Genomic DNA, 13,384 nt, shown 5'->3' on the forward strand with positions numbered 1-13,384 from the left:
TGTACTGTGCGTCTAGCCGCGGTTCTCGGCGGCGACACGCTGCGCGATGCGGTCAGCGATGATAGCTGCAACCTCGCCGGCTGTGCTGGCGTCAGCGGCAGTACGCATGGCCGTCAAAGTTTCGGGGTGGTCAAGGATAGCGCGAACTTCGGCAACGAGGCGCTCCGAGGTCAATTCGGCGTCCGGAACTTGGACCGCGGCGCCGGATTCCACCAGCGCGCGCGAGTTCAGAGCCTGCTCGCCATTGCCGTGCGGCAGCGGCACATAGAGTGCGGGCAGACCGGCCGCGGAGACCTCTGCCACCGTCATCGCTCCGGAACGGCAGATCATGAGGTCAGCAACGGCCAGAGCGCCAGCCATGTCATCGATATAGGGCACCGCGGTGTAGTGCTCGTGCTCAGCCGGTGCCTCGTTCTTTTTGCCATAGGCGTGCAGCACTTGGAAGTCTCGGCACAGGTCATCGAGCGCGCCGGCCACGGCAGTGTTGATGCTCACTGCTCCCTGTGAACCGCCGGTCACCACGATTGTCGGGCGATGCGCGTCGAGGTTCCAGTTCTGGCGCGCAGCCGCCGCCTTTGCGCCGTCGGGATCCTCACCCATTCCCGGCCGCACGGGAATTCCCAGGACCTCACCGGGCATACCTGAGCGTTCCTGCGCGTTGATGCCCGTGCCACCGAGGCGGACCCCCAGCTTGTTGGCCATGCCGGCCAGAGCGTTCGTCTCGAGCACGAAGAACGGGATACCCAGAGACTTCGCCGCCAGATAGGCCGGCGCAGCGACGTATCCTCCAGTACCAAAAACCACATTGGCCCCGACGTCCTTCAGAACCGCGCGGGTTTCCCGGACAGACTTGAGGACCCGCCACGGCAGCTTCGCGGCATCGGCGTTGATCTTGCGTGGGACTGGGACCGGCGTAATCATGCGCAAATCGACGCCACGCGCCGGCACGATATCACTTTCCAAACCTCGTGGGGTTCCTAGAGCGGTCACCCGCGCGCCATGGCGCTGGCGCAGCTCCTCCCCCACCGCGAGCGCTGGTTCGATGTGTCCGGCGGTGCCGCCACCTGCGATGACGACGGAAATCGGCGTGTCATTCATGCACTACACGCTACCAGCGCCGCGCTTTCTTACCGTCGCTCGCCGCGCCGATACTCCCGGCGATACTCCCGCCGCTGTTCCCCCTGCGGCGTCTGCGAGCGCGACGAGCGTCCCGTTACTGCACGCCCAAATCTTTCCTCGCGGCTGCGCTCAACATGGCGCTGGGAGCGGTCGCGGTGCGCGCGCTGGGAGCGCGTGCCCTCCCCTCGTTCACGCGGGGCCCGGTGTGCCCCGCCGCGACGCTCATTGGGCGGCGTAGGTTCGGGGATAAAGAAGATACGGTCGAATAGCGGGCGCCCAAAGTTCTGCATGGCGGAAACCTGCAGCGGCTCGTGGCGCGCCACATTGCACAGCAGGCCCATCGAGCCAATCGTGATCACCGCGGCCGTACCACCCGCAGAAATCATCGGCAGCTGAATACCCGTCACCGGCAGCACGCCGATCACGTAGCCAATGTTAATGAATGCCTGCACGACAACACCCACCGCCAACGTGGCGGCCAGCAGGGACTGGAATTGGTCCTGGGCGCGTGTTGCCGCCCGCAGCCCGAAGTAGCCCAGTACGGCGAACAGCCCGATGACCAAGGCACCGCCCCATAGGCCCAATTCCTCCCCAATGATGGCGAAGACGAAGTCATTCTTCGCCTCTGGGAGGTAGAACCACTTGGCGCGTGACTGGCCGAGGCCAACGCCCCAGAAGCCGCCGTCGGCAAGCGAAAGGAAGCCCTGGTAAGCCTGGAAACCGGTTCCTTGTGTGTCCTCGATATTGCCGCGCAGCGCATCGAAATAAGTGTGGAAGCGGTGCGAACGGAAGCCGCCGGCCAAGAAGACGGTGACCATGCCGATGGCGCCGAAGACACCGACGACGGTCGGAACACGCCAGTCCACACCGGCGAAGACCAGAGTGAACACGACGATGAGGGCGAAAGAGACACCCATGCCGAGATCGCCTTGGGCCACAATCAGCACGAACATGATGCCGGCGATGATGGAGTACATCATGAAAGGGTCCGTCAGGCGCATCGAACGGTGCGTCTTATCCGCCAGCGCTGAAGCGCCGTACATGCCCACGGCCACACGGGCGAACTCGGAGGGCTGGAAAGCCACGCCACCAGGCAGCATGATCCAGGACTGTGAACCGACCTCCACACGACCGGTACCAATGCCGGGCACGAGGACGAGGATAAGAAGCAGGATGGATAGCCCCAGAAACCACGGCACGAGTGCCCGGAGCGTGCGGGGCGACATGCGCAGGCCAATCCAAAACACGATGAGGCCGGCGATAACGAGCACGCACTGGCGCAGTGCAGCAGACCACGGGCTATCGGTCTCCGACAGCGACGTCGCCATCGACGAGGAGAAGGCCATGAGCACGCCGATGCCGATGAGCGAAAATATGGCGATGCGCAGCATTAAATAGTCAAGCCCGGGGTAGGCGCGGAGGCGCTCGCGGAGGTCACGCAGGTGGTATCCCAGCGTGCGTTGTGGCTTCTGGGTGCTGGTGGCGGTCACGGGTGCTCCTAGCGCTAGCGGGCGAGGCGGCGGGCAGCGGCGGCAAAGATATCGCCGCGCTGGCCCATACCGGTGTACATGTCCAACGATGCCGCAGCGGGTGCTAAAAGCACGGTATCGCCGGCGTCGGCGTGTTGCACGGCGGCGGACACTGCCTGTTCCATTGCGGCTTCCGGATCGTGACTATCCACGATGACGACGGGCACATGTGGCGCTGCCTTCACGAGGGCTTGGGCAAGCTCATGCTTGTCGACGCCCACCAGAACCGCCGCCTTCAGCCGCGCGGCATGGGTGCGCAACAGTTCCGAGACATCAGCGCCTTTTAGCTGGCCGCCGGCCACCCACACCACGGAGTCCAAGCCGCGCATAGCGACCTCCGCGGCATGTGGGTTCGTCGCCTTGGAATTGTCGATGTAGCTCACGCCAGCATGGCGGTGAACAATCTCCCCGCGGTGGCCAGCCACCACGTAGGAGCCAAGTCCTTCGGCAATGGATTCCGGCTGAGCACCGGCGACAGCCGCGACCGCGGACGCGGCAGCGGCATCCAGCACTCCGGCCAGACCGGCGGGTTGGATGGTGGTGGCATCGTCTACCACGACGGACTTCATCCCTGCCACCTCGTTGACGAGGAGGCTGCCGGTGCTCACGCCTACTTCACCTGCAGCGGGCTCGGCATGGCTGAAAGCGGTTGCGCCGGGAAGAGAAGCAGCGAGCGCTCGAACGTGCTCATCTTCCTTGCCGTAGACGGCATGCTCTCCGCGCAGAATCTTGGCCTTGTCTGCGGCATAGGCTTCGAAGGAGCCATGCCAATCCAGGTGGTCGTCCGCGAGGTTAAGCAGAGCTCCGACTTCTGGGCGTAGCTGGGAGGACCAGTGCAATTGGAAGGATGAGAGCTCCGCTACGAGGATGTCCACACGGGGCTCAGCGGCCAAGGCATCAAAAGATGACACGCCGATATTGCCTACGGCTTGGGCGCGCTGTCCGGAGCGTTGCTCGTCAGCAGCCATGATGGCAGCGAGCATGCCGGTGGTCGTGGTTTTGCCGTTGGTGCCGGTGATCGCGAGCCAACGGCGCGGGGCACCAAAAACTTCTGCTTGGTCGAGGCGGTAGGCCAACTCCACATCGCCGATCACCTCAAGGCCGCGGGAGGCTGCAGCGGCGAGCAGCGGTGAATCTGGCCGCCACCCCGGCGAGGTGACGACGAGCGAGTACTCAGCTAAGTCCACCGCGGAAGTGTCCACGGTGGCAACGCCCAACTCTGCAGCGATACGGCTGCGGGAGTCCGCGTTGCCATCGGCCACCGTTAAGTCCACGCCCAAGCGGGAAAGGACTGCCGCGCACCCGCGGCCAGAGACGCCAGCGCCGGCGATGAGGACGCGGCCGGAGAGGAAGTCTGGGCGCGTCATGCCCCTACTCCTATGCCGGAGGCGGTGAGCCAATCACCGTAGAAGATTGCCACGCCGGCCATCGCCGCCATGGCAGCCAGAAGCCAGAAGCGGACAACGACGGCCGTTTCCGCCCAACCACCGTTCTCAAAGTGGTGGTGGATCGGCGCCATACGGAAGAAGCGCTTTCCGGTGGAGTGGAAGACCACGATTTGGATTACAACGGAGACCGTTTCGATGACGAACAGGGCACCGATGATGATCATAAGTAGCTCGGTACGGCTGGTAACGGAAATACCCGCGACCAAACCACCAAGTGCCAAGGACCCGGTGTCACCCATGAAGATTTTGGCGGGCGCGGCATTCCACCAGAGGAAGCCCAGGCAGCCGCCCAGTCCTGCGGCCGCAAGCACGGCGAGGTCGAGCGGATCGCGCACCTGGTAGCACCCGGCAGCAAAGTTAGTGGCGCAGGAATAGCGGAACTGCCAGAAGGTCATCAGCGAATAAGAGCCCATGACAATCGCGGTAACGCCCGCCGCGAGGCCGTCGAGGCCGTCGGTGAGGTTCACCGCGTTCGACCACGCCGCAATAAGGATGTACATGAAGATCAAGAACACGATGGTTCCGATGACCGTGCCGCCGACAGCTAGGTCGAAAGTATTCAAGTCGCGGATGAAGGATAGCTTGGTGGAGCCTGGGGTCAGCCCCGCATCGTTGGGGAAACGCAGAACCAAGAAGCCGAAGAGCAGCGCCAGCACGAGCTGGCTGACTAGCTTGGCGGTCTTATTGAGCCCGAGGTTGCGGTGGCGGAAGAGTTTGATGAAGTCATCCGCGAAGCCCACCGCGCCCAAGCCTAAGGTCAGTCCGAGGACCAGCAAGCCGGAGGCGGTAAAGGCCTCATGCCCTGTTAGCAGGCCATAGAGGCCAGCCACAACATAGGCCACCAAGATGCCCGCGAGGATGGCAAGGCCACCCATCGTCGGCGTACCGCGCTTGCGCAAGTGAGACTTGGGGCCATCCTCGCGGATCTCTTGTCCGCGGCCGGTATCGGAGAAGTAGCGGATAAGAACCGGGGTGGTAAAGATCGCCACGAGGAAGCTAACCGCACCAGCGATGATGATCTGAGTCACGAGCTTGAAGTCCTTTCTAGCGGCTAGCTGTGGTTCAGCTGTTCCGCGACCAACCAGAGACGTTGGGCATTGGAGGCCTTAATCAAGACCACATCTTTAACGTTACGGCTAGCCCAATCATCGACCCCTGCTGGGGCCACGCGCAGTATGCCGTCCACCGCCTGTGCGGCGGCCGCGGCATCGGCGCACACCACTGTATTTATACCTTGCTGCGCAGCGGCCTCGGCCATCGCCCGGCAGTTGGGATTCTCCCCTACCGCGATGAGGTGCTCGACGTGGTACTTGGCCAAAAACTCACCGAGCTGGCGGTGCGATTGCTCTGCATCGCTGCCGAGTTCTCCCATCTCCCCCAGCACCGCGATGGAACGGGCGTCGGGGCGCGCTGCTGCGGTATAAGCCAAAGCGGCAATGGCCGCTCGCATCGAATCGGGGTTGGCGTTATAGGAGTCATCGATGACGGTGACGCCATCGCGGCGGGTGCGCACGTCCATGCGGTGTTCGGAAGCGAGGCGGTGGCCGGACAGGGCAGCCGCCACCGTGTCTGCCGACACCCCCAGCTCGATGGCTGCGGCGGCCGCGGCCAGTGCATTAGACACCTGGTGGGAGCCAAAGACTTGGAGCTTCACAGCAACGGGTTCGGCATCCGGGCTGTGCAGGGTAAAGGAGGGACGAGCGACGTCATCGAGCACGATGTCGGTGGCATAGTACTGTGCTGCCGGGGCACCTCCGCGACGATTTTCCGTGGAGTAGTACACCACTTTGGCCTCCGTGCGTGGAGCCATGGCAGCGACGAAAGGATCATCGGCGTTAAGGACGGCTACGCCGCCTGCCTCCGCGTTCGGCAGCGCCTCCACCAACTCTCCCTTGGCCTGAGCGATATTCTCGCGCGAGCCAAATTCGCCGAGGTGCGCGCTACCAACGTTCAGGACCACGCCAACGCGCGGCGCGGTGATTTCGGTGAGGTGACGGATGTGCCCGATGCCGCGGGCCGACATCTCCGCCACCAGGTAGCGCGTGTGCTCATCGCACCGCAGAGCCGTATAGGGCAACCCGATTTCATTATTGAAGGAGCCGGGCGGAGCGACAGTCTCCCCCACCTCGCGGAAGATGGTGGCAATGAGGTCCTTGGTAGACGTCTTGCCGGCCGAACCGGTAACACCGACAATAGTGAGTTCCTGCTCTGCGGCAAGGCGCTGCGTTACTGCACGAGCAATCGCAGACAACGCTGCGACAACGGCGGCCGCAGACCCATCTGTATCGTTGGCGTAAATATCCGCGTTGGCACCGTCACCCTCGACGCGCCCGTGGGGTTCGACGACTATCGCCGGAACACCCACCGGCCGCGCCGCCAAAACGGCAACGGCGCCTTTATCAATTGCGGTGGTGGCGTAGTCATGGCCATCCACGCGGGCTCCGGGCAGCGCTACAAAGAGGCTGCCTGGGGTGACCTTGCGAGAATCGAATTCGACAAAACCAGTCACCTGGGTGTTTGGATCATCGACGCTATCCAGGCGGCCGCCCGTGATCTCAGCGATCTCAGCGAGGCTTAACGCAATCATGCTTGCTCCTTGGATTCTTCGGTACTCAGGGTAGTCGCAGTAGTCACGGCTTCAAGAGCTCGAGCCATCTCTTCGCGGTCATCGAAGTGATGGACGGTATCGCCAATGAGCTGGCCTACCTCGTGCCCCTTGCCAACAACGATGACGGCATCACCCTGCTGCGCCCACGCCACGACTTCATCAATGGCCTTGGCGCGTGAGCCTACCTCGCGGATATCAGCCGCTGGGTTTGCCTCCTGGGCGCCCGCAAGCACGGCTGCACGGATCGATGCTGGGTCTTCGGTGCGGGGGTTGTCATCGGTGACGACGACAAGGTCCGCGCCCTTCGCGGCGGCCGCTCCCATGAGCGGACGCTTGGAGGAATCGCGGTCACCTCCCGCGCCGACGACGATGCCGATGCGGCCCGTGCTGCCTTCCAACTGCGTGCGCAGGGTCTCCAGAACGGCCGCGATTGCAGCCGGCTTGTGCGCGTAATCCACCACAGCCACAAAGTCTTGGCCGCGGTCAACACGCTCCATGCGCCCAGGGACTGCCACCTTCTCTACACCCTCGAGGAAGACGTGCGGCTCGATTTCAATAGCGGCGGCCATCCCTGTGGCGAGAGCCGCATTGGCGATGTTGAAGGTACCCGGCATAGGCAGGCGGAATTCAAACGTTCCGGCATGCTCACCGGAGGCAAGCGTTAGTTCCACCTGCTGTGCACCGGTGACCTCAGTGCTGAGCTGACGGCCAGTGATATCGGCATCGCTTCCTTGCGAGGTCGTTGATACCCGGATCACCGGGCGTGCTGCGGCGCGCTGCGCCATACGCTGTCCCCATTCGTCATCGACGCAGATGACGGAGCGGTCGGCGGCGTGGGGGCCGTCGAAAAGCAGGGCCTTGGCCTCAAAGTAGTCTTCCATCGTCGGGTGGAAGTCCAGGTGATCCTGGCTCAGGTTCGTAAAGCCACCCACGTCGAAGCGCGTTCCCTGGACTCGTCCTAGCGATAGCGCGTGGGAGGAGACCTCCATCACCACGTGCGTAACTCCCTCAGACACCATGCGCGCAAAAAGCTCCTGCAAGGTCGGCGCCTCCGGAGTGGTCAAGGAAGTCGGGACCGGCTCCCGGTTAATGCGGGTACCCGTCGTACCAATGAGACCCACTGAATAGCCCGCGTGCAAGAGGCCTGCTTCGAGGAGGTAACTCGTGGTGGTTTTACCCGAGGTGCCCGTCACTCCAAGGATGGTGAGTTTCTGCGTGGGGTGACCATAAATCTCAGCGGACACGGCTCCGAGGATGGCGCGGATATCCTCCACCACAAGAAGCGGCCGCTTCTCTCCGGCGTCGTCGAGGATACGCTGGCCTTCGGCGTCAGTGAGAATGGCTGCGGCCTTAGTATCGGCGGCAAAGCGCGCGCCGTGAACCCGTGTGCCCGGAAGCGCCGCGAACAGGCCACCGGGCGGCAGTGCTGCCGAGTTCAGCCCACAGGACCTAACGGTAGTCGAGGCATCCCCGATCACTGTGCCCCCAGAAATCTCTGCTAGGCGCTTCAGGGTGGTGCTGCTGGTCACGGTGATTCCTCTTCTCTATTTCTCTGTCTCTAGGTTTTCGATATGTGCTTTTCGGTGTGAGAGCTGACTACTCGGCGCGCAAAGTCAGTTGCGGTGCTGGCGGGGAGGGCGGGATATTGTCGCGGTCAAGGAGCCAGGATGCGATATCGCTGAAAACGGGGGCCGCTGATTGGCCGCCGGATCCATCGTCGTTGACACCGGATTCCGGCTCATCGAGCATGACGGCGACGACGAAGCGGGGATCATCGGCAGGCGCAATGCCCGCAAACGTGATCCAGTATTTGGAATTGGAATAAGCCCCAGTGTCCTCATCGACTTTCTGCGCGGTACCGGTCTTGCCGGAGAGCTGATAGCCCTCGATGTTGGCGTTGCCGGCGGTACCGTTGTTCAGGCCCTGCGGATCATCCTGGAAGACCGCTCGGAACATGTCGACGACGGTGCGTGCGGTTTCGGCGCTGACCACGCGGGTGGTCTCGGGCTCCTCCAGCTCTTCCTTCGTCCCGTCCGGCGCGGTGATCGAATCAATGATGCGCGGCTCGATGCGCTCGCCGTCGTTGGCGAGGGCCTGGTAAACAGACGCCAGCTGCAGGGCAGTCCATGACTGGCCCTGGCCGATGGGCAGGTTAGCGAAGGTACCGCCGGACCACTGCGAACGATCGGGAACCAGTCCCGGGGACTCGTTGGGCAGCTCGATTCCGGAGGTCTGCCCGAGTCCGAACTTCTTCAGGTAGTCGGCGTATTTATCTTGGCCAAGTCGATCCGCCAACATCAGCGTTCCGACGTTCGAGGACTTACCGAAGACGCCTGTCGTGGTATAAGGCTCAACGCCGTGCGGCCAAGCATCATTAACAGTCACGCCGGCCATGTCGATGGAGCCGGGCACCTGCAGAACTTCATCCGGGTCAGTCAGACCCTCCTCGATGGTCGCGGCAGCAGTAATAATCTTCGCCACCGAGCCGGGCTCGAAGGGGTGCGAGACCGCCAGGTTGTCGAAGGTTTTGTCCTTCTGGAGCTGCTTTTCGATGTCCTTGTTCGGATCAACCGTCCCCGTATTCGCCATGGCTAAGACCTGTCCGGTAGCGGCATCCAGCACGACCGCCTCAGCGCTTTTCGCCTTCGAGTTAGCCTTTGCCTTTTCCAGCTTCTGCTGCACGTAGGTCTGCAAATCAAGATCCAGCGTCAACGTGACATTTTTGCCGTCAGTGGTGGGCACCTGATCACGGAGGCTACCGGGAATCACCTGGCCATTAGCCGAAACGTCTTCGGTGGAGCTGCCATCAATACCCGTGAGGGTGGTATCACCGGAGGCTTCGAAACCAAACTGGCCTTGGCCGTCCATGGACACCTTGCCGATAACGTTCTCCGCGATAGCACCGTTGGGGTACTGGCGGATTTGCTGCTCATCGGCGGCAAGGCCGTGGTATTCCTCGGAAATAGCTACCGCGACATCTGGGTCGACATTGCGCACGAGGACCTCATACTGGGTGTCGGCACGGAGCTTGTCCATAATCTGCTCCGGTTCCACGTCGCCGGCATCGATTCCGGCCTCCTTCAGCTTGCTCGGAATCCCCTCCGACATTTCGGTGAGCCGCTCGGTCACTTTGTTGTCTAGGTAGGAATTCTTCGCGTCGGGAGCCAAGGACTCAAACTCGGCCTCCCCGGTGGCCTTCTGCTCTTCCTGCTCACGAAGCTCATCGCGCAGGCGAGTCGGTGAGACGGTCAATGACCGAGCACGCATGGTGTAGGCCAAACGTTGGCCATCGCGTGCAAGGATCTCACCCCGTCCGGCGGTGTCGACGTACACGCGGGTTCGCTGCGCTGCTGCCTTCGCTGCCAGGTCTGGACCCCATACAATCTGCACCCAGGCGAGGCGCCCCATCCAGGCCAGCATGATGACGAGCATCACCGCCGCAATGACGTGAACGCGCTGGCGCATCGTCTTTTGCTGACTCAGGAAAGGCTTGCCGGTACGTGGATTCCGGGAGCGGGTCGCGGGAACGACGCGGTCGGCGTCGTAGCGCTGCCGTGGTTGGTGAGAGGCGCCGCGTGGCTGAGCGGCACGGGCGGCGGGAGCCCGCCTCGGGCGCCGGCCACCGGAGTGTGGTGGGGTCACACGTCACCTTTCTGTCTGCAGCGAGGGTAGGTAAGTAAACAGCTGAATGTCTTGCCCCACGCTTGGCGCGGGGTAGAGACAGTCTCATCCCGAATTGTGCCCTATTATCGCCGCCTGCCCACGCAGGCACGCGCGAAGCGGGAGGGGGATTCTATCCCCGCGCCGCATAGGGAGCCTGGGCCGGAATATCCGGCAGCTCAACGCTCGCCTCCCCTGGCTGGCCGCCTTCGGGGCTATCCTCCGAATGCGCGTCCGTGGTAGCGGCACCTCCGCCTTCGCGGTTGCGCTCGCTGAGCGTCGGGCGGGCGTTGAGGTTGTCGGACATGTTGGCCGTCGCATTCGGGTCACTGGAAGCCTGCCCCGGGCGGACCGGCTCACCGTTGACATCGATGACTGATTCCATATCCGGGGTTGCCTCGCGCTTGTGCTCGATGTTGCCGTCTGCGCCAACCTCCACAACGCCCGGCTGGACCGGAATGCCCATCTTGGCTTCGTGGGCGCGGCGAGCGACATCCGAGGCCGAACGAACGTTTTCCAAGTCTCGGTTCAGGGTTTCCAGCTGGTTATCCAGCGTGGATTCTTGGGCGGTGAGCTCCTGAATCTTGAAGGTCTGGGACGTAGACAAGCCCGACAGCCACATGGCTGCGGCCACACCCGTAATCAGCAGAGCAATGGCGGTGAAGGACAGGCGCGCGAAGAGGCCGTTAACCCGCGTGGGCTGTGAGACACGACGCCCACGATTGCTTACGACCTGCTTCGAGCCAAGGCGGCTTCCCCGCAGGCCGGAGCCAACGCGGCGAGTAGGAACGGTGCCGCGGTGCGGGGTGCGGCTCGGCAGCGGGGTGGTACGACGCCCCCGTTCAAGCAGCGCGGTTCCCTGGCCCGTGGCATCGGCTCCAGTGGTGAAATCGCGGCTTGCGCCCATGGTGTGGGTCCTCTCGTGGTCGCGGCGGTGCGTTGCCTGTGCGGTACGGTCTCTCAGCGTCATGGCCTACCTCCCGGTTCATGAAAAGACGGTGTCCCCTCAAGGCGTTCGAGCGCGCGTACACGGACGGATGCCGCACGCGGGTTCTCCGCAATCTCTTCCTGGCTCGCCTTCTCCGCACCACGCGTCACCACGGAATAATGCGCCGCGGTCCCGGGCAAATCCATGGGCAGGCCCGCTGGAGTGGTCGAGGTGCTGAGCTTGGTGAAAGCATGCTTGACAATGCGATCTTCGAGCGACTGGTAGCTCATAAACACCGCACGTCCGCCAATGGACAAGGCATCCGTAATCACAGGGATAACCTGCTCAATAGCCTCAAGCTCACGGTTAACCTCAACGCGCAGTGCCTGAAAGGTTCGCTTCGCCGGGTGGCCACCAGTGCGGCGCGTTGCTGCGGGGATGGTGGCGTACAACAAGTCGACCAAGCGCGCGGAGTTGCTAAAAGGCTCCTTTTCCCTTTCCCGCAGAACCGCGGATGCGATTTTGCCGGCGAAGCGCTCATCGCCATAGGTCTTTAAGATGCGAGCCAAGTCGCCGTGACTATAAGTATTGAGAATGTCGGCGGCGGTCATTCCCTGGCGAGGGTCCATGCGCATATCCAGCGGGGCGTCAGTCTTGTACGCAAAACCGCGATCGACCTGATCCAGCTGCATGGAGGACACACCCAGATCAAATAGCGCCCCGGCTATGCCGTGCTCCCGCGCGATGGAAAAGATCTCGTCTTCCCCATCCGCGATAGCACTGCCCACCTCATCGAAACGCGCGTTGACGCCCACGAAACGGTCGGCGAAGGGGCGGAGACGTCGAGAAGCACTGCTCAACGAAGCAGAGTCACGGTCCACGCCAATGATGCGCACGGAGGGAAAGGCGGTGAGAAAATATTCGCTGTGACCACCCGCGCCCAAGGTACCGTCAACGATGACGGCATCCTCCCCTGCCGCCTCGACAGCTGGGGCAAGCAACTGGGCCATGCGAGCACGCATGACGGGGACATGGCCGTGGTTCTCGCTCACGTCGTAGTTTATGGTGCCGTCGTGCTCCACAGTTGCTGTCCCCCTTTCCGTTCAGGCGCTTAATGCTGCGGTCTGATGTTCTCGATAAAAAGCGAGTGCGTATAGGGCCCTGTCCGAGGAAGGGTTCTGATGTCGGGGAAGTACACCAGCTCATCCTCCTCGGGCAGAGTCCGTACACGCACTCTTGGTTCGCCGGGAAAGCTTTAGAGCAGCCCAGCAAGTACGTCATCGGCGTCTGCCGCCGAGTAAGCATCTTCAGTTTGCGCCTGGTATTCAGCCCACGCGGCTGCATCCCAGATTTCGAGGAAGTCGACCGACCCCACGACCACGCATTCCTTTGTCAGGTTTGCGTACTCACGGTGGCCTGCTGACAGCGTGATACGCCCGTGCCCATCGGGGCGCTGCTCGTCCGCACTCGCTGCCAAGTTACGGATGAACGCACGCGCGTCCGGGTTGGTGCGTGACACAGCCGCCGCCTTCCTAGCTCGTGCCGCGAATTCCTCCCGCGGGTATACCGCAAGCGAATGGTCCTGACCCTTGGTGACCATGAGGCCACCGGCCAGTTCTTCACGAAACTTCGCTGGAAGCGTGAGCCGCCCTTTGTCATCGAGCTTGGGAGTGTAGGTACCGAGAAACATCCCCGGGTCCACCTTCCTGCCACTCGAAAACTCCGGATTCCTCTCGCGACAAGAGAACAACTCTCTCCTCCGCTGCGCCCCACTCTACCCCACTTTCCCCCACCGCCCACACCTTTAACGCCCCTCTTCCCCGCGTGTCACGGAAAACATGCAGCTAAACAGGAGTTTTTTTCGGTGGGAAGTTTTCCCAGCACACTCTTGACATACCCCCTAAGCGCGCACTTCACACCCTTATTTACACCTGCAACTTTCACCCCTTTAGGGAGGTTCCTCCCCCGCATTCACACGATCCTGCGGTTTATACGCGCATTACCCCGCAGCCAAGCATCTCACACTCCACCGCCTCACCGGCCTACACGGGGCCAGTGGGGGAAAGTGGGGAATTTAGGGAAACTGCCCAGG

Annotated in this window: 10 protein-coding genes; all 10 read right to left on the reverse strand. The window is 62.6% G+C overall.

What is annotated here, in order from left to right:
• Window positions 1–12: 12 nt before the first annotated feature.
• The 10 genes from murG to mraZ all read right to left on the reverse strand — a co-directional run bounded on the left by murG (window position 13) and on the right by mraZ (window position 12,982).
• Window positions 13–1,098 (reverse strand): undecaprenyldiphospho-muramoylpentapeptide beta-N-acetylglucosaminyltransferase, encoded by a 1,086-nt coding sequence (gene murG, locus QP363_RS00730; RefSeq protein ID WP_070729779.1) that lies wholly within the window; start codon window positions 1,096–1,098, stop codon window positions 13–15.
• Between the two features lie 29 nt (window positions 1,099–1,127).
• Window positions 1,128–2,609: an FtsW/RodA/SpoVE family cell cycle protein gene (locus QP363_RS00735; RefSeq protein WP_070445288.1), complete on the reverse strand. Its 1,482-nt coding sequence runs from the start codon at window positions 2,607–2,609 to the stop codon at window positions 1,128–1,130.
• A gap of 14 nt (window positions 2,610–2,623) precedes the next feature.
• Entirely contained in the window at window positions 2,624–4,015 is a 1,392-nt protein-coding gene (gene murD, locus QP363_RS00740) for a UDP-N-acetylmuramoyl-L-alanine--D-glutamate ligase (protein WP_070643696.1), read from the reverse strand.
• Entirely contained in the window at window positions 4,012–5,124 is a 1,113-nt protein-coding gene (gene mraY, locus QP363_RS00745) for a phospho-N-acetylmuramoyl-pentapeptide-transferase (RefSeq protein WP_070445282.1), read from the reverse strand. The genes murD and mraY overlap by 4 nt, the downstream gene beginning before the upstream one ends.
• Window positions 5,125–5,147: 23 nt before the next feature.
• On the reverse strand, window positions 5,148–6,683 hold the full coding sequence (gene murF / locus QP363_RS00750) for a UDP-N-acetylmuramoyl-tripeptide--D-alanyl-D-alanine ligase (RefSeq protein ID WP_070445279.1): 1,536 nt from the start codon (window positions 6,681–6,683) through the stop codon (window positions 5,148–5,150).
• Window positions 6,680–8,233 (reverse strand): UDP-N-acetylmuramoyl-L-alanyl-D-glutamate--2,6-diaminopimelate ligase, encoded by a 1,554-nt coding sequence (locus QP363_RS00755; RefSeq protein ID WP_284761959.1) that lies wholly within the window; start codon window positions 8,231–8,233, stop codon window positions 6,680–6,682. Before QP363_RS00755 ends, murF begins: the two co-directional genes overlap by 4 nt.
• A 67-nt stretch (window positions 8,234–8,300) precedes the next feature.
• Entirely contained in the window at window positions 8,301–10,169 is a 1,869-nt protein-coding gene (locus QP363_RS00760; RefSeq protein ID WP_070445273.1) for a penicillin-binding protein 2, read from the reverse strand.
• Between the two features lie 328 nt (window positions 10,170–10,497).
• Window positions 10,498–11,334, reverse strand: coding sequence for a hypothetical protein (locus QP363_RS00765; protein WP_070711464.1), 837 nt, complete (start codon window positions 11,332–11,334; stop codon window positions 10,498–10,500).
• Window positions 11,331–12,374, reverse strand: coding sequence for a 16S rRNA (cytosine(1402)-N(4))-methyltransferase RsmH (gene rsmH / locus QP363_RS00770; RefSeq protein ID WP_284761960.1), 1,044 nt, complete (start codon window positions 12,372–12,374; stop codon window positions 11,331–11,333). Before rsmH ends, QP363_RS00765 begins: the two co-directional genes overlap by 4 nt.
• Before the next feature lie 173 nt (window positions 12,375–12,547).
• Window positions 12,548–12,982 (reverse strand): division/cell wall cluster transcriptional repressor MraZ, encoded by a 435-nt coding sequence (mraZ, locus tag QP363_RS00775; RefSeq protein ID WP_010190539.1) that lies wholly within the window; start codon window positions 12,980–12,982, stop codon window positions 12,548–12,550.
• Between the last annotated feature and the right edge of the window lie 402 nt (window positions 12,983–13,384).

Origin of the sequence: Corynebacterium sp. UMB6689 (genome assembly GCF_030215295.1) — a bacterium.
GTDB classification, from domain to species: Bacteria; Actinomycetota; Actinomycetes; order Mycobacteriales; family Mycobacteriaceae; genus Corynebacterium; species Corynebacterium aurimucosum.

What these genes read in the sequence shown, in the direction of transcription:
- murG (WP_070729779.1), bottom strand. Translation starts at nt 1,098, where the DNA reads ATGAATGACACGCCGATTTCCGTCGTCATCGCAGGTGGCGGCACCGCC.
- QP363_RS00760 (WP_070445273.1), bottom strand. Translation starts at nt 10,169, where the DNA reads ATGCGCCAGCGCGTTCACGTCATTGCGGCGGTGATGCTCGTCATCATG.
- mraZ (WP_010190539.1), bottom strand. Translation starts at nt 12,982, where the DNA reads ATGTTTCTCGGTACCTACACTCCCAAGCTCGATGACAAAGGGCGGCTC.
- murF (WP_070445279.1), bottom strand. Translation starts at nt 6,683, where the DNA reads ATGATTGCGTTAAGCCTCGCTGAGATCGCTGAGATCACGGGCGGCCGC.
- QP363_RS00765 (WP_070711464.1), bottom strand. Translation starts at nt 11,334, where the DNA reads ATGACGCTGAGAGACCGTACCGCACAGGCAACGCACCGCCGCGACCAC.
- murD (WP_070643696.1), bottom strand. Translation starts at nt 4,015, where the DNA reads ATGACGCGCCCAGACTTCCTCTCCGGCCGCGTCCTCATCGCCGGCGCT.